21 protein-coding genes are annotated in these 20,898 nt (G+C 74.2%); 9 read left to right on the top strand and 12 right to left on the bottom strand.

Annotated features, from left to right (window positions below):
• Positions 1 to 82 precede the first annotated feature (82 nt).
• Positions 83 to 1,282, top strand: a complete 1,200-nt coding sequence (locus ACFY4B_RS13150) for an FAD-dependent monooxygenase (protein WP_387967770.1) — start codon at positions 83 to 85, stop codon at positions 1,280 to 1,282.
• A 40-nt stretch (positions 1,283 to 1,322) separates the two neighbouring features.
• Here ACFY4B_RS13150 and ACFY4B_RS13145 read toward each other — a convergent pair whose 3' ends face one another.
• Positions 1,323 to 3,308: a hypothetical protein gene (locus ACFY4B_RS13145; RefSeq protein WP_387967768.1), complete on the bottom strand. Its 1,986-nt coding sequence runs from the start codon at positions 3,306 to 3,308 to the stop codon at positions 1,323 to 1,325.
• Between the two features lie 262 nt (positions 3,309 to 3,570).
• On the opposite strand from ACFY4B_RS13145, the gene ACFY4B_RS13140 reads away from it, so the two are divergent.
• The 3 genes from ACFY4B_RS13140 (at position 3,571) to ACFY4B_RS13130 (ending at position 6,376) form a co-directional block, all read left to right on the top strand.
• Positions 3,571 to 4,656: a substrate-binding domain-containing protein gene (locus ACFY4B_RS13140; protein WP_387967766.1), complete on the top strand. Its 1,086-nt coding sequence runs from the start codon at positions 3,571 to 3,573 to the stop codon at positions 4,654 to 4,656.
• Positions 4,657 to 4,936: 280 nt separating this feature from the next.
• Positions 4,937 to 5,563, top strand: a complete 627-nt coding sequence (locus ACFY4B_RS13135) for a CBS domain-containing protein (protein ID WP_241853098.1) — start codon at positions 4,937 to 4,939, stop codon at positions 5,561 to 5,563.
• A gap of 162 nt (positions 5,564 to 5,725) precedes the next feature.
• A complete protein-coding gene (locus ACFY4B_RS13130) occupies positions 5,726 to 6,376 on the top strand; it encodes a beta-glucanase (protein ID WP_074004845.1) in 651 nt (216 codons plus the stop codon).
• A 40-nt stretch (positions 6,377 to 6,416) separates the two neighbouring features.
• Here ACFY4B_RS13130 and ACFY4B_RS13125 read toward each other — a convergent pair whose 3' ends face one another.
• Positions 6,417 to 6,956 (bottom strand): hypothetical protein, encoded by a 540-nt coding sequence (locus tag ACFY4B_RS13125; RefSeq protein ID WP_387967764.1) that lies wholly within the window; start codon positions 6,954 to 6,956, stop codon positions 6,417 to 6,419.
• Positions 6,957 to 7,108: 152 nt separating this feature from the next.
• Between ACFY4B_RS13125 and ACFY4B_RS13120 the strand changes: the two genes are divergently transcribed.
• Entirely contained in the window at positions 7,109 to 7,480 is a 372-nt protein-coding gene (locus tag ACFY4B_RS13120) for an SHOCT domain-containing protein (RefSeq protein ID WP_387967762.1), read from the top strand.
• Between the two features lie 120 nt (positions 7,481 to 7,600).
• On the opposite strand, the gene ACFY4B_RS13115 is transcribed toward ACFY4B_RS13120, so the two are convergent.
• On the bottom strand, positions 7,601 to 8,011 hold the full coding sequence (locus ACFY4B_RS13115) for an organic hydroperoxide resistance protein (RefSeq protein WP_049658109.1): 411 nt from the start codon (positions 8,009 to 8,011) through the stop codon (positions 7,601 to 7,603).
• A 194-nt stretch (positions 8,012 to 8,205) separates the two neighbouring features.
• Between ACFY4B_RS13115 and ACFY4B_RS13110 the strand changes: the two genes are divergently transcribed.
• From ACFY4B_RS13110 to ACFY4B_RS13100, 3 genes are all read left to right on the top strand, one after another.
• Positions 8,206 to 8,679 carry a MarR family winged helix-turn-helix transcriptional regulator gene (locus tag ACFY4B_RS13110; protein WP_387967761.1) on the top strand — a complete coding sequence of 158 codons (474 nt, stop codon included), beginning with the start codon at positions 8,206 to 8,208 and terminating at the stop codon, positions 8,677 to 8,679.
• 326 nt (positions 8,680 to 9,005) lie between these two features.
• Entirely contained in the window at positions 9,006 to 9,578 is a 573-nt protein-coding gene (locus tag ACFY4B_RS13105) for an RNA polymerase sigma factor (protein WP_049658113.1), read from the top strand.
• Positions 9,575 to 10,414: a hypothetical protein gene (locus tag ACFY4B_RS13100; RefSeq protein ID WP_387967759.1), complete on the top strand. Its 840-nt coding sequence runs from the start codon at positions 9,575 to 9,577 to the stop codon at positions 10,412 to 10,414. The genes ACFY4B_RS13105 and ACFY4B_RS13100 overlap by 4 nt, the downstream gene beginning before the upstream one ends.
• A gap of 70 nt (positions 10,415 to 10,484) precedes the next feature.
• On the opposite strand, the gene ACFY4B_RS13095 is transcribed toward ACFY4B_RS13100, so the two are convergent.
• From ACFY4B_RS13095 to ACFY4B_RS13085, 3 genes are all read right to left on the bottom strand, one after another.
• Positions 10,485 to 11,153 (bottom strand): GAP family protein, encoded by a 669-nt coding sequence (locus ACFY4B_RS13095; protein WP_049652843.1) that lies wholly within the window; start codon positions 11,151 to 11,153, stop codon positions 10,485 to 10,487.
• Positions 11,154 to 11,384: 231 nt separating this feature from the next.
• The gene (argG, locus tag ACFY4B_RS13090) at positions 11,385 to 12,797 is read right to left on the bottom strand and encodes an argininosuccinate synthase (protein ID WP_049652841.1); all 1,413 of its coding nucleotides are present in this window, start codon (positions 12,795 to 12,797) and stop codon (positions 11,385 to 11,387) included.
• Positions 12,798 to 13,009: 212 nt separating this feature from the next.
• Positions 13,010 to 13,669 (bottom strand): rhomboid-like protein, encoded by a 660-nt coding sequence (locus tag ACFY4B_RS13085; RefSeq protein WP_387967756.1) that lies wholly within the window; start codon positions 13,667 to 13,669, stop codon positions 13,010 to 13,012.
• Between the two features lie 248 nt (positions 13,670 to 13,917).
• On the opposite strand from ACFY4B_RS13085, the gene ACFY4B_RS13080 reads away from it, so the two are divergent.
• Positions 13,918 to 14,739, top strand: coding sequence for a rhomboid-like protein (locus ACFY4B_RS13080; protein WP_387967754.1), 822 nt, complete (start codon positions 13,918 to 13,920; stop codon positions 14,737 to 14,739).
• Here the strand turns inward: ACFY4B_RS13080 and ACFY4B_RS13075 are convergent.
• The 6 genes from ACFY4B_RS13075 to ACFY4B_RS13050 form a co-directional block, all read right to left on the bottom strand.
• Positions 14,700 to 15,587 (bottom strand): YhjD/YihY/BrkB family envelope integrity protein, encoded by an 888-nt coding sequence (locus tag ACFY4B_RS13075; RefSeq protein WP_079272594.1) that lies wholly within the window; start codon positions 15,585 to 15,587, stop codon positions 14,700 to 14,702. The two genes, ACFY4B_RS13080 and ACFY4B_RS13075, sit on opposite strands and share 40 nt — an antisense overlap.
• Before the next feature lie 274 nt (positions 15,588 to 15,861).
• Positions 15,862 to 16,242 carry a VOC family protein gene (locus ACFY4B_RS13070; RefSeq protein ID WP_049652838.1) on the bottom strand — a complete coding sequence of 127 codons (381 nt, stop codon included), beginning with the start codon at positions 16,240 to 16,242 and terminating at the stop codon, positions 15,862 to 15,864.
• Positions 16,243 to 16,343: 101 nt separating this feature from the next.
• Positions 16,344 to 17,501 carry a methyltransferase gene (locus ACFY4B_RS13065; RefSeq protein WP_387967752.1) on the bottom strand — a complete coding sequence of 386 codons (1,158 nt, stop codon included), beginning with the start codon at positions 17,499 to 17,501 and terminating at the stop codon, positions 16,344 to 16,346.
• Positions 17,502 to 17,784: 283 nt separating this feature from the next.
• Positions 17,785 to 18,687: an STM4011 family radical SAM protein gene (locus ACFY4B_RS13060; protein ID WP_387967750.1), complete on the bottom strand. Its 903-nt coding sequence runs from the start codon at positions 18,685 to 18,687 to the stop codon at positions 17,785 to 17,787.
• A gap of 11 nt (positions 18,688 to 18,698) precedes the next feature.
• On the bottom strand, positions 18,699 to 20,033 hold the full coding sequence (locus ACFY4B_RS13055) for an STM4012 family radical SAM protein (RefSeq protein ID WP_375873808.1): 1,335 nt from the start codon (positions 20,031 to 20,033) through the stop codon (positions 18,699 to 18,701).
• Positions 20,030 to 20,872, bottom strand: a complete 843-nt coding sequence (locus ACFY4B_RS13050; protein WP_375873868.1) for an STM4013/SEN3800 family hydrolase — start codon at positions 20,870 to 20,872, stop codon at positions 20,030 to 20,032. Before ACFY4B_RS13050 ends, ACFY4B_RS13055 begins: the two co-directional genes overlap by 4 nt.
• Positions 20,873 to 20,898: the final 26 nt, after the last annotated feature.

Here is a 20,898-nt window from a genome sequence, read left to right as displayed (position 1 = left end):
CGCTCAACTGTGTCTACCGTACACAGCAACAAACAGTGTCCGCCAGACACAGTTTCACGATCCTCGGACGGAGTGGATTCCCATGAGCACCAAGGTCCTGATCTCGGGCGCGAGCATCGCCGGCCCCGCGCTCGCCCACTGGCTGGGCCGGTACGGCTTCGAGGTGACCGTGGTCGAGTTGGCCCCCGCGCTGCGCGACGGCGGCCAGGACGTCGACTTCCGCGGCCGCACCCACCTGACCGTGCTGGAGCGGATGGGCGTCCTGGAGGAGCTGCGCACGCTCGGCACCGGCGGCAGTCCGATGACCTTCGTCGGCCCCGACGGGCGCCAGCTGCTGCACCTGCCCGCCGAGTTCGCCGGAGGTGACCTGGAGGTCCCGCGCGGGGAGCTGGCCCAGCTGCTCCACCGGCACAGCAGCGCCCGCGCCGAGTACGTCTTCGGCGACTCGATCACGGCGCTGGAGGAGACTCCGGACGGGGTCCGGGTCGCCTTCCGGCACGAGGCGCCGCGCGAGTTCGACCTGGTGATCGGCGCCGACGGGCTGCACTCCACCGTCCGCCGGCTCGCCTTCGGCCCCGAGCAGCGCTACGTCCGCCACCTCGGCTACTACGCGGCCACCTGGCAGCTGCCCAACGACCTCGGACTGCCCGTCGGCGGGGTCGGCCTCAACGTCCCCGGCCGGCTGATGTCCGTCGGCGCCGACCACCGCGACCCGAGCCGGGCCGGTGCGTTCTGCCTCTTCGCCTCGCCCGAACTGTGCTACGACCGCCACGACCCGGCGCGGCAGAAGGAACTGGTCCGGGCCGCCTTCGCGGGCCTCGGCTGGCGGGTGCCGCAGCTGCTGGAGAGCCTGGACGCCGCCCCCGAGCCGTACTTCGACTCGATCAGTCGCGCCGACGTGCCCGCCTGGTCGACCGGTCGGATCGCCCTGATCGGCGACGCCGCCTGCGGCGCGACCATCGGCGGCATGGGCACCGGGACGGCGGTGGTGGCCGCGTACGTCCTGGCGGGCGAGCTGGCCCGCGCCCGCGGCGACCATCGGGCCGCCTTCGCGCGGTACGAGCACCTCCTGCGCGGCTACGCGCAGGGCTGCCAGAAGGGCGGCGACCGCACCGGTCCGTTCCTCGCGCCGCGTACGGCCACCGGGCTGCGGTTCCGCAACGCGTTGCTCAACCGGCGCTGGGCGCTGGAGAAGATGCTGGAGCTGGGCAAGCAGGTCAGCAGCGTCGAACTGCCTGACTACGAGCGGGAGCTGTCCCGTCGGCCGCGGGCCGCGGCCTGAGCGGGAGCGCTCGGGGTGGAAGGGGGATGGGGCGCGGGGCTCAGTGCGGTGGGTCGATCCGGGCGCCGTTGTCGAGCAGCGCCTCCACCTGGACGGCCGCGCGGGCGGGGCGTTCGACGGCCAGGGTGCGGTCCGGCGCGGGCCGGTCGGCGGACCAGCCCGAACCCTTGACGGTGAGCCGGGTGACCCGGCGGCTGCCCGCCGCGAGCACGAACTCCGTCCCGTGCGGGGAACGCCACCAGGTCCAGGCCACGGCGTCCCGCTCGAAGCGGCCGCAGGCCCGGCCCGGTCCGCCGCCGGTGCGCTGCGCGCCGCGGGCGCCCGGCAGGACGACGGCGGTGGCCGCACTGCCCGCGCCGTCCCAGCGGTCGGCGCGCAGGCAGACCCAGGAGGCCGAGCCCGCGTTCTGCGGCAGCGGCTGGAGGGCGAAGGCCCAGAGGTTCAGCTGTTTGACGCCCGGTGTGCCGTCCGGAACGGCGCAGCCGGCCCGGGACCAGGCCTGCAGCGCGTCCTGGGCGGTCGCCTCGCGCGGCTCGCGGTCGGCCTGGGCTCGGTCGGGTGGTGAGCCGTCCGGCTGGGGGCGCTCCGGTGGCGGGGCGTAGGTGAGGTGTGCGGGGATCAGGCCGCCCAGGTCGGCCAGCAGGAAGGCGGACCTCTCGGCCTTCTCGGCGACCACGGGGGACGAGTGCAGCTGGAGCAGGGTGGCGCCCTGGCAGTCGGCGGGCCCGCCGGCCGGGGCCGGGGAGGTGAGGCCGTCGGGGTGGTCCAACGGGCGGGCGGGGGTGTCGGGCCGGTCGATCCGGCGGGTCTCGGCGGAGTCCACCCAGGGCGCCAGCAGGTAGCGGACGGTGGCGCCCTGACGGCGCAGGACCACCGCGCCCGCCGTGGTCGGGTCCGCGTCGTCGGCCCGGGCGAGGTCCAGGTCTCCGCTGTCCCGACCGCCCTGACCGTTCTGGCTGTCGGTGTAGCGGGCGATCCGCTCGCCGTCGGAGAACACCACCACGCCGGTGCCGTCCACCGTCCCGGCGAACAGCAGGTGCGGCCCGGGCGCGGCGGGCGGACCGGCGTCCGTACCCGGCTCGGCGTGGGTCCGGCTGCCGGGCCGGGCCCAGGCGGCCAGGGCGCGGCCGAGCAGCGCGCCGTCCTCGCGCCGCTCGCCACGGGCGGGCCAGGCGGTGAAGTCGACCCGGCTGGTGTGCTGCCAGGCGTCGGAGGCGACCCGGACCAGGTGGGACGGGTCGGGGTCGGCGCCCGCGAGCGGCACCGTCGTCGGACGGCCGGGCGCCGCCGGGTGCGAACCGCCCAGCACGCCCGCCGTGGTGGTGAGGCCGAGCACGCCGACCGCGAGCGCGGCCGTCAGCGTACGGCGCCGGCGTAGCAGGTCGGTGGGCTGCACCCGGACGGCGCAGGGGTCGAAGGCGGGCGGCAGCGGATCCGGACCGGACGGCACCTGCCCGGCCACGGCCACCGCCACCGCCGGGTGCGCCACCCCGGCCTGCCGCAGCACCTCAGCGGCCCGTTCGATGCTCAGCCCCTCGACCGTCCGCAGGGCGAAGGCCGCCCTGGCCGGGGCGGAGAGCGCGGCGAGCGCGTGGTCGAGTTCCGCGTCCCCCTCGCCGCCGTGCGGGGTGAACAGCCGCAGGCCCCAGACCCGGGGCGTGAGGAGACGGGCGGCCGGGCGGGGCCGGAGCGCGGCGCGCAGCACCCGCAGGCGCAGCGCGGCGTAGTCCGGGTCGTCCGGGGCGTCCGCGCCTGCCGGAGCGTCGGAGGGCCCGGGCCCGGGCCCGGGCGCGGACGGTCGGACGGCGGTTCGGTCCGTGCGGGCCCAGCGGGTGGGCAGGGCGCGCTGGACGGCGCAGTGGGCGGCGAGCACCCGGGTGTGCCGGTCGCGGTCGGCTGGCAGCGCCAGGTAGGCGAGCCGGACCAGCCGTCGGTAATGGCGCACCAGCGAGGCCTCCGCCAGGGCCACCGGGCGCGCCGCGACATCCCGGCGCAGCGCGGCCGTGCTCACCGTCCGTACTGCCAAGGGGCCCTCCCGGGAGCCGTACCGCTGTCGTGGTGGACGGTCCAACGAGTCGATCATGTGATGGTTGCGCCGTCCGGGGTGATCGGCGGGCATATGACGGACGTGCGGCGCGCCACCGCTGGAAGAACGTCCGGCGAGCGATGGCGGCCCGCCCGGTGCCGACCAGCGGCGACGGCCGCCCGCCGGGTTCGGCGGGGCTGTCGCGGCCGGTACGGACCGCCGAGGATCCCGGTACCGCCCGCCGACCCCCGAAGGACACCGCATGCCTCGCCTCGTCACCCGGGCCGGCGCCGCCGCCGCACTGGCCGCCGCGCTCGCCCTTGCCACGGCCGCCCCCGCCCCCGCCGACCCGCCGACGCCGGCCGCCGCCGACCTGGTCGGCGTGGGCGCCCCGGCCGCCGACGCGCTCTTCAACCAGCTCGCGGCGGACTACAACGCCTCGCTCGCGGCGGCCGGGGACACCACCTCGCCCCGGCTCTACAGCTGGGACGCCCGGGGAACCAGCAGGATCACGCCCAAGACCGGGGCCTACGAGATCTTCCGGCCGACCAACACCCGGAGCGCCCTCAACGCCCTGGTGTTCAACAGCAGTGGAACGGTCGACTTCGCCAGGCTGAGCAGGCCGCCACAGCAGGGCGACCCGACCTCGATCGACTTCGTCCCGCTCGTGAGGGACGCGGTGACCTGGGCGGCCCCGGCGGGCGGCAACGCACCGAAGAACCTGACGACCGCCGATCTGCGGTGGATCTACTCCTGCGACATCACCAACTGGCGGCAGATCGACCCGAGCCTTCCGGACGCGACGATCAGGCCCGTGGTACCCGGTGTCCACGTCTCGGACCCCGCCACGCTTCGATCGTCCTACCTCTCCGACGAGATGACCGCCTTCGCGGCCGCCGCCTCCCCGAACGGCGATCCGGGCACCTTCTACGCGGGCCCGTGCGTGACCTCCGGCGTCGCCGAGGACCAGGGGGAGGACGCGGTCCTGCACGACCCGAACGCGATCGTCCCGTACTCGGTCGGCCGCTGGGTCGGACAGGTCACCGGCGGTCACCGGAAGCCGGGCGACGACCCGGGAGTGCTCGTGCCGCAGTCCCTGGACGGAACGGCGCCCACGGTCGACGGCGGGACCAACCCGGCCTTCCTGACGACCTGGCACGGCCGGACCCTCTACCTCGGGGTGCGGGACGGCGACTGGACGAGTGCCGACGCGCAGGGACGGGCGCTGCGGGCCGTGTTCGGTCGGAACGGCTGGTTCTGCACCTCCCCGGCGGCCGCGGCGGCCGTCCGGAGCCACGGGTTCCTGCGGGTGCCCGTCTTCGTCTGCGGGGCGACCACGCACGCCTGACGGCGTCGTTCCCGCGGCTGCCCCGGTCGGGGACGTGGTGCCGGTGCCCAGTGGGGGCGTGGTGCCGGGCTGTGGTGCCGGTGTCCGGTCGGGGGCGTGGTGTCGGGGCCGTGTCAGCAGGTCGGGGCACAAGGTCCCGCCCGTTCGGCCCCTTGGCCCCTGGCGGTCGCGGCCGTTACGGGCGATGCTGCCGGTACCGGCCGGGACGATCCGCGTCCGGTCGGACCAGCATCGTTGGACGAGGTGAACCGGCGTGCGGCATGCCACCGTCGAATCCGTGATGACCAGCCCCGTGGTCCTGGTCTCGCCCGAGACCGGATTCCGGGAGATCGTGACGCTGCTGAGCGAGTACGACATCACCGGCGTACCGGTGGTGGACCCGGAAGGGCGACCGCTCGGCGTGGTCTCGGAGGCCGACTTGCTGCGCACCCTGGCCGCGCAGGAGGACCCGGCCAGCCTGCTGCCCGCGCCCGAGTCGGCGCAGGCGGGCCCGGACGGCGAGGTGACCGCGGCCGACCTGATGACGGCGCAGCCGGTCTGCACCACGCCCGGCACCAGCGTGGTCGCGGCGGCCCGGCTGATGAGCCGGCACGGCCTGAAGCGGCTGCCGGTGCTGGACGAGGAGGGGCGGGTCGTCGGCATGGTCAGCCGCGGTGACCTGCTGCGGGTCTTCCTGCGCGAGGACATGGTGATCCGGCGGGAGATCGTCGAGGAGGTGCTCGGCCGGATCGACGGGGTCAGCCCGGCGGAGATCGGGGTGGAGGTCACCCAGGGGCGGGTGGTGCTCAGCGGCACCGTGCCCGAGCAGCACCTGGTGCCGATCGTGCTCAACCTCTGCCGCTCGGTGGACGGGGTGGTCTCGGTGACCGACCGGCTCGGGGCCGGAGGCGCGGCTCCGGTCGGCTGACCTGCTCGGCGCCGACCCCTGACCGGCCGTACCGGTCCCGAATCGCACGTTCGTCCCGGACCCGAACGATCCACTTCGCATACTGCGGAGGGTATCGGGTAACTCACCCTGTGTGCCTGGCGGTGCGGACTGCCGGGACGCCAGCGCTCCGGGGAGGCGGCCGTGGCAGTCGTGTTCGACGCGGACTTCACTTCGACCAGGCAGTGGATCGCCGGGCGCAGCAGCGCCTATCCCCGGATGGGGCCGACCAACCGGAGCGACCACAAACTCGACTACCTCAGCCGCGACTACTGCCCCGACGGGCAGTTCACGGCGGTCAGGCGGCACAGTGGCGGGCTGTGGAGCTGCAGTCTGCTGACCACCGAGGGCAGTCCCGACGGCTTCCAGCTCCGCGCCGGGGACGTGCTGTCGGCGAGCGTGACACTGCCGGTCGAGCTCGGTGCCTGGCCGGCGATCTGGACCTGGCGGGACGGCGGCAACGAGGTGGACGTCTTCGAGTACCACCCCGACAACCCGGACCTGCTGGAGATCTCCAACCACGTCCGCGGCGGCTTCCGGTACTGGCACGGTGCGAGCGCCGGGATCGGGCCGGGGGCCACCTTCGGCCTGCGGGTGGTGCTCGGCGCGAACTCGGTGGACTGGTACGTGGAGGACGAGCTGGTCTACGCGGACCTGCACGGGGTCGGGGCCGCGTGGCACGCGTACCTGATCGTCAACATGTCGGTGGCGGACGGGACGTATCACGACCGGCCGCCGTACGGCGGGCCGGACCGGCTGAGCTGGGTGTGCCACAGCCTCCAGGTCGAGCGCTGAGGGAAGCGGGGAGGGCGAGGGCGGGCAGGGGCGCCCGGGGCTACGGTTCGTGGGGCGCGAAGGAGGCGGTGATCGGGCCGCGGGGGGCGTACCCGCCGCGTGCGTCGACGGGGGTGAGCAGGCCGCGGGGGCCCTGCGAGCCGTACGGGTTGTGCGGGTCGGCTGGGGCGTGTGGGCCGTGCGGGTTGGAACGCTGGAACCAGATCGCCCGGCGGTACGGGCCGATGTGGGCCGGGTCGGCCACGTACAGGTCGTCGCGCGGGGCGCGCTCGTTGCCCGGGGCGAGCGCCGCGTCCACGGCGCGGTCGGCGATCGCGCGCAGCAGTGCGGTGGCGGTGGCCTCGGCGGCGGCCGGCGCGATGGCGAGGGCCGTGAGCTCGGCCCAGAGCGCGGTGGCGACGTAGCCGATCGGGGAGTGGCCGAGCGCCGGGTGGGGGCGCGTGTCCGGGTGGCGCCGCAGCACCCCGGCGGCGACGAGCTGCTCGGGGGAGCGGTCGTCCTCCGGCGGGTGGAAGGCCATGGACGGCTGGTGAGCCGTGGGCCGCTGGGGGTGGAACGCGGGCGGCGGATGGTGGGTCACCAGCGGCACGCTACCCCGGTGGGGCCCGGGAACGGTTGCCGGAACGTTTTCTCAGCCCACCCTCACGCCGCTTTCACCACCGGCGGGAGCACGATGGTGGTAGGCGCTGCTCACCTCGGCGGGCCCCGACGGGGCCGGAGGAGGAGGTCCTGATGAGGTACTGGCACGGGCACGGCCACTACGTGGGTGGCTGGGGCATGGGGCTGATGGCGTTCGGGACGCTGATGTTCCTGGTGATCGTCGTCCTGCTTACCGTGGCCCTGTTCCGCTACGTAGCGCGCTCGCGGCAGCCGATCCCGCCCGGGCGGGCGGCACCCGGCGCCGGAGGAGCCGGGGCGGGCGGTCCGCACGGCTGGGGCCCGGTGGGGCAAGGGAGTCAGGGAGGGCAGGGAGGGCAGGGAGGTCCGGGGGTGTCCCCGGAGCAGTTGCTCGCGGAGCGGTTCGCTCGGGGTGAGATCGACGCGGAGGAGTACCGGCACCGACTGGACACGCTGCGTTCGGCGAACGGGCCGGGAGGCGACTGAGCCCAGGGAGGACGGACCGGGACCGCCGCAGTTCGCGTGCGGCGGGCCCGGTCCGTCGGTGGGGCGGTCGGAGGGCGCTCGGGGTGCTCTTCCTCCCGGGGCGCTCCTTCTCGGGGGTGCTTACTCGACGACCAGCTCGACCGGGATGTTGCCCCGGGTGGCACGGGAGTACGGGCACACCTGGTGCGCCTGCTTGACCAGCAGCTCGCCGGTCTCGCCCGCGAGGGACTCGGGCAGCTCGACGCGCAGCACGACGGCGAGGGCGAAGCCGGCCTCGTCCTTGCCGATGGACACCTCGGCGGTCACCGAGACCTCGCTGGTGTCCACCCGGGCCTGGCGGCCGACCAGGCCGAGGGCGCTGGCGAAGCAGGCGGCGTAGCCGGCGGCGAAGAGCTGCTCCGGGTTGGTGCCCTGGCCGCTGCCACCGAGCGCGGGCGGCATGGCCAGCGCGAGATCCAGCTGTCCGTCGGAGCTGACGGCGCGGCCCTCCCGGCCGTTGGCGGTGGCGGCTGCGGTGTAGAGCGCGTCCATGGTGGCTTCCCCTTCGGGTCCTGGATGTTCCTGTGGTCGGTTGTCCGGTCGGTTGCAGGCCCGGTGTGCTGGGCGGCGGCCGCTCGGTCGGTGGTGCGGTGGTGCGGTGGTGCGGTGGTGCGGTGCAACAAGTAGAGCACGCAATTCAATTGTGCACAACTAAATGGCGTGATGGTGATCGGTACCATGGGTTCATGACGACTCACCCCGGCATGGCGGACGAGGAGCTGCTCCGCCTCGACCAGCAGATCTGCTTCTCGCTCAACGCGGCCTCCCGCGCCTTCGGCGGCGTGTACCGGGTGCTGCTGCGGGACTTCGGGCTGACCTATCCGCAGTACCTGGTCATGCTGGTGCTGTGGGAGGAGGGCGAGCTGCCCGTCAAGCGGATCGGCGAGCGGCTGCGACTGGACTCCGGGACGCTCTCCCCACTGCTCAAGCGCCTGGAGGCGGCCGGGCTGGTGCGCCGCGAGCGGAGTCCGGAGGACGAGCGGTCGGTCACCGTCCGCCTGACCCCCGAGGGGTCGGCGCTGCGCGAGCGGGCCGGGCAGGTTCCGCGTCGGCTGCTCGCGGCGACCGGGCTGCCGGTCGAGGACCTGGTCGCACTGCGCGGGCTGCTGGAGCGGGTGACCGCCACGCTGGATGCGGCGGAGGTGGAGCCGGCGCCGTAGGGGGTTTGGCTCCTGAGGGAGTGGGGGGCCGCTTTGCGGGGTGGGGTCCGCAGGGTTGTGGGGATGGTGCGGGTGGTGCCGTGGGGCTTGTCAAGCAACACCCTTGCGCACTGTGATCTGGGTCACGTTGCGAGTCTTCCGGCTGGGTGCGCGAGGGTGAAGCGGCAGGTCAGCCGCACTGTTCAAAAGTGAACGGAAACGTTCGGCAATTGTCTGCCCGATCCGGTCAACATCCCGGACCTCCCGGACGGTTACACCACGAGCCCCAAGGGGCCGTCGGCGTGCCACCAGGCGGGCCGGCCAGCCGACCACGAAAGGGGGGTCGCGTGAGCACTCCCGGGCCGGGCGAGGAGCGGGGTCTGCGAGCCGACCCGCTCGGCGACCTGCCGAACGACTTCGAGGCCTTCTTCACCCGCGAGAACTCCGGCTACCTCCGCTACGCCCAGCAGCGCCTGCGGCACCGTGAGGACGCCCAGGACGCCGTGCAGAACGCGGGCACCACGCTCTACAAGAACTGGCGCCGGGCCCTGGCCAGCCCCGATCCGCAGGCCTTCGCCTTCAAGATCGTCAAGGACGCCGTGGTGGACGTCATGCGCGAGCGCCGGCGCACCGAACGCAAGCGACTGCGGGTGATCGCCCAGCGCCGCCCCGACACCAGCCAGGACGAGCTGAACGAACTCGCCGAGCTGGACGCCCTGGACTGGGCGATGGAGGAACTCGCGCGGGCCGCACCCGTCCAGGCCGACGTGGTCCGGCTGCGCCAGGCGGGGCTGTCGTACCACGACATCGGACGGTCCCTCGGCATCGCGCACACCACTGCCCGCACCTACTACAGCCTCGGGCGGCGTCACCTGGAGTACCTCCTGGAGCACCAGGACGACGGCGGGGCGCAGACATGAGGGTCGTGGACCTGCTGCGCGCGCACGCCGTCGAGCTGGAGCGGGAGTTCGACGACCATGATCCGGTGGACTTCACCCGCCGACTGGCCGAGCGGCTCGCCGCTGCCCGGCGGACCGCCCCGGCGCTGCGCGAACGCCCCGCCAGGCCGCCCGCCGGGGCCCGGCCACCGCACGCTCCGCTCTCGGGGCCGAGCCCGGGAGCGGCAGCGGGGGCGGGTTCAGGGCTCGGCGCGGGAGCGGGGGCCGGAGCCGGTCCCGGCCTGCGGTCGGGCTCCGGTTCGGGGGCGGGGTCCGGCCCAGGCCCGGGGTCCGGCCCGGGGTCGGTGCCGGGGCAGTCCCGGTGGGCCGGGGGCCGGGCGGAGCTACGGCGCGATTTGCGGCACCTGTGCGCGGGGGTGGCGGGCGCGGTCGAGCCGGGGGAGCTGGCCCTGGACCTCGAACTCGCCGAGAAGACCGCCTTCCGGACCCTCGGCTGCCTGCTGTACGGCATGGGCCGTGCGGCGGACGGCGTCTTCTGGTGGCGGATAGCCGCCCAGTACGGGGACCAGCTGGCCGTGCACTGCCTGGCCGTGCACTACACCGCCGAGGGCGAACGGTGCGACGCGGCCCGCTGGGCCGCCCAGGCCCAGGACCTCAGCGCCCCGGGCCGCCTGCCGGAGCTGGCGCCCGACGTCCGGCCGGGCGGGGCGGCGGAGCTGGCGCGGGTGCTGGCGGAGCGCTACGACGGCGAGATCCTGCTGACGGTACGGGAGGCGGTGGCGGCGCGGCCGACGGCCGACCCCGGGCGGTTGGGGGTCCGGGCCGTGCGGGGGCGGGGGGTGGTGCGGATCCGGTGACGGGGACGGGGTGGGTAGGAAAGCGGGCCGGCCCGAGGGGTGGGCCGGTCGGGGTCGGGTAGGCGGGGGCTCACGTGAGCCCGGAGACGGCGTCGCCCAGGTACTCGGCGCCGAGCAGCAGCGGGACGGTGATCATGATCGCCGCGCTGTGCGTGGCCGTCCAGGCGCGCCACTCGCCGAGGGTGCGTCGTGCCTGGGCGCTTCCCCGGAGGTGCGCCGCGAGCGGCAGCAGGGTGCCCAGCGAACCGAGCAGCACCATCAGGGCGGTGGCCACCGCCTTCTCCCCGCCGCCGGTCGGCGCGGCGGCGATGGAGGCGGCGCCGCCGACGGCCGGGACCAGGGTCTTCGGGTGGGCGATGACCAGGACCACGGCGAGACCGGCGGACCGGGCGGCGGTCAGCCGGTCGATCGAGAGCAGCCAGGCCGGTGGCGCGGTCACCCGGCCGGGTCGCGGTCGTTCGCGCCACTGCCGGGCGGCCAGCAGGACGAGTACGGTGCCGAGGGCGAGCTTCAGCCAGGACGACCAGGTCGGTGTGGTGCGGGCGGGGTTCAACGCGGTGCCCGCGGTTACGACGGCGGCCGACACCGCGGCGAGGCCGAGCAGCCAGCCGGCCGTGAAGGCGACCCCGTTGGCCCGGCCGCGCGGTGAGGCGAGGACCAGCAGGACGGCGATCAGCGGCAGCGGGCTGAGCGCGACCGCCACCGCGGAGGCCAGCATCGGGCCGATCGCTTCACCCATCCCCGGACCTGCCTTCCCGTCGCCGGGTGCCGTCCGCCATTCAGCTCCCGTCGGGCGGGCAGCGCACGGCCGGTGCCGCCGTTCGGGTGAGGGCGGGGCGGAGCGTGGACGGGGAGCGGTGGCGGGTGCCGGGGCCGGGAGGCGGGGGCGGGCGGAGCGGAGGCGCCGGGGGAGCGGCCGAGGGCCGCCGCACCGCTGGGGTGCGACGGCCCTCCGCGGGCGTGAGGCGCGTCAGTCGGTGCCGGACTCGAGCGCCGCGTGGTCGAGCGCGTTCGGGTCCTCCTCGTCACCGTTGCCGGCGGCGATGGGAGCCGCGCCGCCCGGGGCGAGCTCGCCGATCAGGCCGCTCCACGGTGCCAGCTGGCCGTGCACCGCGTACTGCTCCAGCTTGCTGCGCGAGTCGGCGATGTCGAGGTTGCGCATGGTCAGCTGGCCGATGCGGTCGTCGGGGACGAACGCGGCGTCGACGCTGCGCTCCATCGACAGCTTCTCGGGGTGGTAGCTGAAGTTGGGGCCCTGGGTGTCGATGACCGAGTAGTCCTGGCCGCGCCGCAGCCGCAGGGTGACGCTGCCGGTGACCGGGTGGCCGATCCACCGCTGGATGCTGTCCCGGAGCATCAGCGACTGCGGGTCGAACCAGCGGCCCTCGTACAGCAGCCGGCCGAGCCGCCGTCCCTGGGTGTGGTACGTGGCGATGGTGTCCTCGTTGTGGATGGCGTTGAGCAGCCGCTCGTAGGCGATGTGCAGCAGCGCCATGCCGGGGGCCTCGTAGATGCCGCGGCTCTTGGCCTCGATGATGCGGTTCTCGATCTGGTCCGACATGCCCAGACCGTGCCGGCCACCGATGGTGTTGGCCTCGTGGACCAGGTCGACGGCGCTGGCGAACTCCTGGCCGTTGATCCGGACCGGGCGGCCGAACTCGAACTCGACGGTGACGTCCTCGGTCTGGATCTCGACCGCCGGGTCCCAGAAGGCCACGCCCATGATCGGGCTGACGATCTCCAGGGAGGCGTCCAGGTACTCCAGCCGCTTGGCCTCGTGGGTGGCGCCCCAGATGTTGGCGTCGGTGGAGTAGGCCTTCTCGGCGGAGTCCCGGTACGGCAGGTCCCGCTCGGCGAGCCACTCGGACATCTCCTTGCGGCCGCCGAGCTGGTCGACGAACGCCTGGTCCAGCCACGGCTTGTAGATCCGCAGGTTGGGGTTGGCGAGCAGGCCGTAGCGGTAGAACCGCTCGATGTCGTTGCCCTTGTAGGTGGAGCCGTCGCCCCAGATGGAGACGCCGTCCTCCTGCATGGCGCGCACCAGCAGCGTGCCGGTCACGGCGCGGCCGAGCGGGGTGGTGTTGAAGTACGTCTGCCCGGCGGAGCGGATGTGGAAGGCGCCGCAGGCGAGGGCGGCCAGGCCCTCCTCGACCAGCGCGGCCCGGCAGTCCACCAGCCGGGCCTGCTCGGCGCCGTACGCGCGGCCCCGGGCCGGGACGTCGGCGAGGTTCGGCTCGTCGTACTGGCCGATGTCGGCCGTGTAGGCGTAGGGGAAGGCACCGTGTTCGCGCATCCACGCTACGGCGACGGAGGTGTCCAACCCACCGGAGAATGCGATGCCGATCCGTTCACCGACCGGCAGCTTGCTCAAGACCTTCGACATGGATGCACCCTTGACCCGCGTGAGCGGGCCCCTGATCTAGCGATGTGTGACGGGATTCGGCGTAATCGATCCGATGCCCGAACTCTGGCATAGATTTGCAGAGTAATGCAAGAGCATACGGAGCCCCGGGTGGCGACGAGGGCTCTCCCGGCTGCTGCGCGTCGACCGGCCCGTTGGTCAACTTGCTTGACTGGACGGGTGGTTGGTGTGGATCAGGAGGCCGGTGCGGGCGCCCGGGTGCGCATCCAGACGGTGCGGGAGGCGAGGGCGCCCAGCCCGAGGGCGACGAGGTGGCCGGCGTCGGCCAGCTGCTGGTCCAGCGCCCAGGCGCCGGCGAGGGCCAGGGCTAGCGCCGGCAGGCCGTAACGGCGCAGCGGGCGCGGGCCGAGCGCGAGGAGGCAGGCGCCGGTGGCGACCAGGCCGTAGCTGATGCCCACGTCCCGGGCGCGGGAGAGTGCGCCCGGGATGCGGGCGGTCAGCATCACCCACATGGCGCCCTCGGTGAGCAGCGTGGCGCCCAGGTGCCCGAAGACGAAGACCGCACCGGCCCGGGCCGGACCCCAGCGCCACTCGGCCAGGCCCAGGACGGCGGCGACCGCCGCGATCCCCGCCCAGGCCGGAACCCCGTCGACCACCAGGCCGCTGGTGAACAGGGTCCACCACTTGCCCACTTCCATGTGATGGACGTTGCTGCTGTTGTGCCGGACGAACCGGGCCCGCTCGGCATGGCCCTGGCTCGCCAACCAGGAGGCCGTCACCGTCAGCAGTAGGACGTACGCCGTGGTGAGGCGCAGGCGGACGGCGGCTCTCAGCGCCGGGTGCCGGGGAGCGGCGGTGCCGGTCGGTGTCCTCGTCGCGAGGCGATCGCTCATCGTGCCTGGTGCCCTTGCTCGGCGGTTCCCGGTATCGGCCCCGCCCGGTGCGTGGAGGGAAGGCCGCGACCGGGACGGTCCGAGCGCCAGCGTACGCGAGCGCCGTGGAGGCCGTCGGGGCCGGCGGCGGGGCGTGTGAGGTGGGCGGATTCCCGCGGGCTGCACAGGGACGGCGGGTGGCGGGTGGCGGGTGGCGGCCGGGTCTGGCGGGGGCGAGGGTAAGGGGGAGGAGTGTCGAGGAGGCGCCGATGGCCGGCAGCACAGCCAGGGGCGCCAAGGCGCACCGGCGGCCCTGGTGGGCGCGTGCCGTCCACGCGGTGTGGGCCTATGTCCGGCGCGCGCCGGGTACCTACACCTGGCTGGCGGTCCTGCTCGTCACCACGCAGGTGATCCGGCACGTCGATCCGGCGACCGCGGACCGCATCCTGGAGCGGCGTTCGACCAACCTCCACCATCTCCAGGTGTCGCCGGTGCGTGTCCTGGTCACCAGCGCCCTGTGGATCGCGGGTGGCGGCTGGCCGTTCTACTTCCTGCTGTACAACCTCTTCCACGTGCCCGCCGAACGATGGCTGGGCACGCTGCGCTGGATCTCGGTGGCGGCGCTCGCGCACGTCGGCGCCACCTATCTCAGCGAGGGCGTGCTCGGCTGGGCGATCCACCGGGGGCTGGCCTCGCCGAGGGCCCTCTACACCCTGGACTACGGCGTCAGTTACGCGCTGGCCGGCGTGGTCGCGGTCCTCACCTACCTGATCGTGCGTCCCTGGCGGTACCTGTACGCGGTGGGAGTGCTGGTGGTCTACGGACTGGGCGTGCAGCAGAGCCGGGACTACACGAGCATCGGCCACTTCAGCGCGGCGCTGATCGGGTTCGCCTGCTACCCGCTGACCCGGGACCGCCCGGGCTCCTTCGACCCGGTCGCCTCGGTCCGTGCGGGCTGTCGGCGGGTGCGCGGGCGGTCGGGTCGTCCGACGCCGTCGGCGCGTTCGTCGGTGTGGCGGGTGTGGCGGGTGACCAGTGCCGGGGCGGCTGGTCAGGTTCCGCGCCGTTCGGGGCCGGTCGGCCCCAGGTAGGCGCTGAGCGGCCTCTCCTGGGCCAGTACCGCGCCGGCCGTGATGGCGAAGGTGACGGCGATGCAGAAGGCGATCAGCCAGGACAGCACCATCAGCACCAGGCCCAGCGAGCCGTACTGGGCCAGTGAGCGGTTCAGTGCGATCGGCATGTAGATCCGGGCGGTCAGCGACATCGCGGTGGACGCGATGGCGGTGAGCAGTGCTCCCGGCACCAGGGACAACCAACGGATCCGTGCGCTCAGCAGCAGGCGGGCGGTCCACCACCAGACCAGGAAGGAGGCCGTGAAGGTCAGTGGCAGGCCCAGCCAGAGCCCGGCGCCGAAGCCGTTCCGCAGCACGCCCTGGAACAGCAGCACGACCACCCAGCAGGCGATCCACAGCAGCCACCGCCAGGCCGCGACCCGGGTGCCGGACTTCGGCAGCTGCCAGGCGTGTTCGCAGACCCGGGCGACCGCCCGACTACAGCTCGTGCCGGACAGCAGTGCCATCAGCAGGCCGATGATCCCCGTGGTCTGCCGCAGGTCGCCGGGGCTGTACAGCGCCTGGCGCAGTTGCTCGGCGGAGGCGCCGGAGATGCCGAACAGCGAGCGCAGTGAGGAGTTCATCTGGTTCCGCACGCCCTCGGGGGCGAAGGCGGCCACGGCGAACAGGAGGGGGATGGAGGTCAGGAACAGCTGGGAGGCCATCCGGGTGGCGGAGTCCAGTAGGCCGGGGGAGAACAGGCGGGCGGTCAGCTCGGTGATCACCGGGAAGCGCCGCTCGGCCTCACTCCGTGCCCGCACGACCCGCATGCGGGCCAGGAGCAGCTGTTCCTTCCGGCGGCCGCGGGTGCCCCTCGGCAATCTCATCCCTCGGTCCTCCCGCATCCGGGCGGCGGTCCGCACCAGTCAAGGCGAGGCGGTGGCGGGCCGCCACCGGAGCGAGGCGTCCGGAGCGGCCGCGACCCGGGGGCGGCCGCTCCATCGGCCTGGCCGTTCTTCGTGTTCGGGCGGGTCCAGCCAAGGATGGCCACCCGGCACCTGCCGCTGCTGCCCGGCCTGTTCCGTACGAGCGGGCCGGGCAGCAGCGCCGTGTCCGACGGGTGCGGTGCAGCGCTTGACGGGTGGGCCGGGTGCGGGACGGCTACTGGCCGACCCGCTGGGACACGCAGACGATGTTGCCTTCGCTGTCCTTGAACCAGGCCGCGCGCATGCCCTCGCCCTCGGCGACCCCGTTGACGGTCTGCAGACCGGGGAAGTCGTACTCCTCGAAGGTGATGCCGCGGTCGCGGAGGCCGGCCATCTCGCCGTCGAGGTCGGCGACCTTGAAACTGGCGAGGGTGTGGGCGGCCTGTCCACCGCTGGGAGTGCGGTAGACGGTGAACTGGGTGCCGCCACAGTCGCAGACGAACTCCTCCTCACCTTCCTCGGCGAGTTTGAGGCCGAGGGTGTCGGTGTAGAAGGCCTTGGCGCGGGCGAGATCGGTGGCGGGGATGACTGCTTGCAGCGGAGCGTCTCCAAGCATGGTGTTTCGCCTCCTCTCTGTCACCAGGCTAGGGACGTGCGGGCCGGGTCGCCCGGTGGGCGCAGGGCTGCTTCGGGCTGTGTGCGGCAGGTCGCCGGGAGTCATGCGGGGACCAGCCTCCAGAGCGAGGTGACCTCCGCGGCGCGGGCGGTGTGGAGGAGGGGGTCGGCCCGGTCGGGGGTGGTGGCCCTCGGGTGGCGGGGGACGGTGTCGAGGCGCCCGGTGACGCGCAGCCCGGCTCCGGAGACGGCACCGAGCAGATCGGCGCGGGAGCGCAGGCCGAGGTGCTCGGCGAGGTCGGAGAGGACGAGCCAGCCCTCGCCGCCGGGCAGCAGACGGTCGGCCAGGCCGTCGAGGAAGCCGCGGAGCATGCGGCTGCCCGGGTCGTAGACGCCCTCGTCGAGCGCGGAGCCCGGCCGACCGGGCAGCCACGGGGGATTGCAGACGACCAGGGCGACCCGGCCGCGGCCGGGAGGGTAGAGGCCGGTGCCGGCGGTCTCGATGCGGTCGGCGAGACCGAGCCGGTGGGCGTTGTCGCGGGCGCAGGCGAGGGCGCGCGGGTTGGCGTCGGTGACCAGGACCTCGTGCAGGCCGCGCCGGGCGAGGAGCGCGGCGAGCACACCCGTGCCGGTGCCGAGGTCGTAGGCGGTGGGGTGGTCATGGGCGGCCGGCGGCAGCGGCGCCCGGGCGACGAGGTCGACGTACTCGCCGCGGACGGGTGAGAAGACCCCGTAGTGCGGGTGGATGCGGGCGCCGAGGGCCGGGACCTCGACGCCTCTGGCGCGCCACTGGTGGGCGCCGATCACACCCAGGAGCTCGCGCAGGGACACGATTCTGTTGTCAAGGAGCGGTCCGTAGGCCGCCCGGCAGGCCTCGCGGACGTCGGGCGCCCGGTGGAGCCGGACGCGGTGATCCGCGCCGAGCGGTACCAGCAGCATGCCCAGGACGCGCGCGAGGCGGGCGCGCTCCCGGCGGTGCTGCCGGAAGGCCTCGGCCGAGGAGCCGGGGGCGGATCGGGGCCGGCGCCGCTCGGCGCGGCGGCGCATGGCGTGCAGGAGGCGGAGCGCGCCGGGGTAGTCGCCCTGCCAGAGCAGGGCGGTCCCCTCGCAGGCCGACCGGTAGGCGGCCTCGGCGCGCAGGGTGTCGTCGGCGGCGATCAGGCGGCGCGGCGGGGGCGTGCCGTTCTCGCTGTGCCAGGGTGCGGGCAGGACGGAGGTGGTGGGCAGGGTGACGATGCTTGGCCGGTGGGTGTCGGACACCAGGGGTTCCTCGAGGTCGAACGTGCAAGGGGCACGAAGAGCACTTCGACGAGGAGGCGAGCAGCAGGCGCGTCGGGCCGTGGCGCCGCCGGGACGGCGGGCGCGGGCGTCAGGCCGGGTGCGGCTCGCGCGTCGAAGCGCGAGCCGGGGTGTCACCGAGCACGAGGCCCGGCACGACGGCGAGTCGTATGCCACTGATCATCTGAGGGCCTCCCTTCCGAACCAGCTGGTCCTGCGCGGTTGTTCGTACGCTTTCACACAGAGTGGCCGACTGGCAACCGATTTATGACCGGCCCCCGGACCAGCCGTGCGGCACGCGCTCCAGCACACCCGCGCCGAACAGCTCGTACAGCGGCAGCGTCTCCAGGTGGACGTAGCCGATGTGGCAGTCGCAGACCGGCAACGGGCAGGCTCGCGGCAGCAGTTGCGCGCGGTAGCTGCCGTCGTAGAGGTTGCCGAGGACGTCCCGGACGAAGTGGCAGCGGCGCACGGTGCCGTCGCCGTCCACCGACAGCACGGACTCCCCGGTGCGGCACGGCAGCCCGGCGCTGGGGTGGGCGTGCCGGCTGTAGCCGAAGTGCGGGTCGACGGCGGCCCATTGGGCGGCCTCGGCGTCGGTGTAGCCGAGGCCCTCGGCGGCGTTGACCCACAGGTAGACGCCCTCGGGGAGCTCGGCGCGCAGCCGGCGGGCCTCGGCGAGGTGTTCGGGTTGGCCGACGACGCCGACGCTGTAGCGCACGCCGAGTGCGTCCAACTCCTGGCACTTGGCGAGGAAGCGCTCGCGGGTGACCTGGCCGGGATGGAAGGTGACCCAGAGGGCGAGGGTGTCGAGGTCCGCCTCGGTGAGCCAGCCCGTGCGGCAGCTGAGGTTAGTCTGGATCGCGACCCGGCGGACGTGCGGCAGGCGGCTCAGCTCGACCAGCGCGCGGCGGTACCAGGACCGCACCAGCCCCTCGCCCCAGGGGGTGAACAGCAGCGACAGGGTGTCGCCGGTGCCCGCGCGCCCGGCGGCCCAGCCGGTGAAACGCTCCAACGCGGCCCGGTCGGACCGCAGTTGCTCCGGGCTGTCGCGCCGCTTGGCGAACGGGCAGTACGGGCAGTCGTAGTCGCAGGAGGCGAGCGGGCCGCGGTAGAGCAGGGTGAGGCTCCGCGCCCCGTCCTCCGGCAGCGGTGAGGCGGAGGGCATGCCGAGGAAGGTCATTTCGCCTCGTACGCCGCCATCAGGGCCCGGACCTCGGGCGAGAACAGCATCGGCCCGGCGGCGTCCGAGTGCGCCAGCCCCTCCGGGCTGAGCCGCAGGAACTCCGCGTCGCCGTCGTCGAGCCACCCGCGCTCCGCGAACTCGGCCAGCTCCGCCGGGAAGTCCTCGGCCGGTGAACCGCCGAACCGGGCGCGGTAGTCCGCCAACGGCAGACCCTCGGCCTGGAGCAGCGACTGCACCAGGTGCCGCCGGCGCGGCTCCGCGCCGCCCATCCGGTGGCCCACCTCGGCACGGTGGAAGTCCTCGGTGGCGACGTAGTCGTCGATGATGCCGCGCACCTCGGTGGCGTTCACCGCGTAGTCGAAGGAGTAGTGCAGCTGGGAGGTGTAGGAGCGGGCGCCGCAGCCCAGGCCGACCATGCCGTCGGTCTGGCAGGCGTACTCGCCCGCGCCGGCCTGCGGGGAGGCGGCGCGACGGAACATCCGCATCGACACCTGCTGGTAGCCGTGGGCGAGCAGGTGGTCGCGGCCGGCCCGGTAGAGCGCGAGCCGGCGCGCGTCCCAGGCGGCCCGGCTCTCCTGCTCGCCGCGCCGGGCCAGGCCGGTCAGCGGGCGGACGTACAGCGGGTAGAGGTACAGCTCCTCGGGCTGCCAGGCGAGCGCGGTGTCCAACGAGCGGAGCCAGCTCGCCTCGGTCTGGCCCTCGATGCCGTAGATGAGGTCGATGTTGAGCACCGGGAACCCGGCCGCGCGGATCCGGCCGAGGGCGGCCTCCACCTCGGACCGCTTCTGCGGGCGGACGGCGGAGCGCGCCTCGGCGTCGTCGAAGGACTGCACGCCCAGGCTCAGCCGGGTGGTGCCCCGGGCGGCCAGCACCTCCAGCCGGTCGGCGGTCGCGGTGGCGGGCGAGGCCTCCACCGAGAGGGGTATCGCCCGCAGGTCGGCGCCCATCCGCCGCTCGGCGATGTCGCACAGCCGCTCCAGCTCACCGGCCGTCAGATAGGTGGGCGTGCCGCCGCCGAACGCGGCCAGCGCGAACCGGGCGCCCCCGTCCAGCGCCGCGCGCACCGCCGTGGCCTGGCGCTCCAGGGCGTCCAGGTAGGCCGTGGTCAGGCCCTCGGGGCTGCCGATCCGGGTGAACAGGTTGCAGAAGCCGCAGCGGACCTCGCAGAACGGGATGTGCAGGTAGAGCGAGAGCGCGTGCTGCGCCTCGCCGGCCCACAGCTCGCGCAGCGGCGGGCGCTCGGGCAGCGGGCGGTAGGCCGTCTTGTGCGGGTACGCGTAGACGTACGACTGGTACGGCGAGTCCGGGCGAGGGGGTGCGGTGGTCATGCGCGCTCCTCGGAGGTCGTGGCGCTGCCCGCCGCTCGGGCGGGGAGGGTGAAGTGCGCGTACGGGACCGACCAGACCACCTCGTGGCCGATCCGGTGGCCGGTGTAGCCGTCCTCGCCGTAGGCGGTGCCGTGGTCGGAGCAGACGATCGCGAAGCAGGGGCGGCGGGCGCTCATCGCGGCGAACAGCCGGCCGATGTGCGCGTCCACGTACTCCAGGGCCGCGGCGTGGGTGGCCCGGGAGTCCCCGTGCTCGCGGGTGGCTCCGGGCAGGTGGAACCAGTTCGGCTGGTGCAGCGCCGAGACGTTCAGGAAGAGGAACAGCGGCTGGTCGGCGGACTGTTCGGCGGCGACCCGCTCGGCCCGGGCGACCTGCTCCTCGAAGGACGTCGGCGAGGCCACGCCCAACCCGGGCGCCCAGTGGCTCTCCTGGAAGAGGCCCGGCAGCACCGAGCCCAGCGGGCCCTGCTTGTTGAAGAACCCGACACCGCCGATGCACACCGTGCGGTACCCGGCCGCGGCCAGGGCCGTCGGCAGGTCGGGGGCGTCGAAGACCCAGGTGCGCGGGGCGGTGCTCTCGGAACCGGCGAAGCGGGCCGCGAACAGGCGCGGGTGCGGGCCGTCCGGGGAGGCGGGCGTCGGCAGGAAGCCGGCCAGGATCGCCTGGTGGGAGGCGTAGGTGAAGCTGCCGGGCGCGTGCCGGTGCTCCCAGCGGCCGCCGGGGAGGACGGCGGCGAGGTTCGGGATGCGGCCGGCGGCGGCCAGCTCCTCGGCGACGTCGAGGCGGAGCGTGTCGAGGGTGACGAGCAGCAGGTCGTGGCTGCCCACGACGGCGTTCATGTCGGGGGACGGGAGGGTGGTCGGGT

The organism is Kitasatospora sp. NPDC001261, from assembly GCF_042896795.1.
In the GTDB taxonomy this organism is placed as follows: domain Bacteria; phylum Actinomycetota; class Actinomycetes; order Streptomycetales; family Streptomycetaceae; genus Kitasatospora.
The sequence above is the reverse complement of the archived record's forward strand: the minus strand, read 5'-3'. Positions and strand labels throughout refer to the sequence as shown.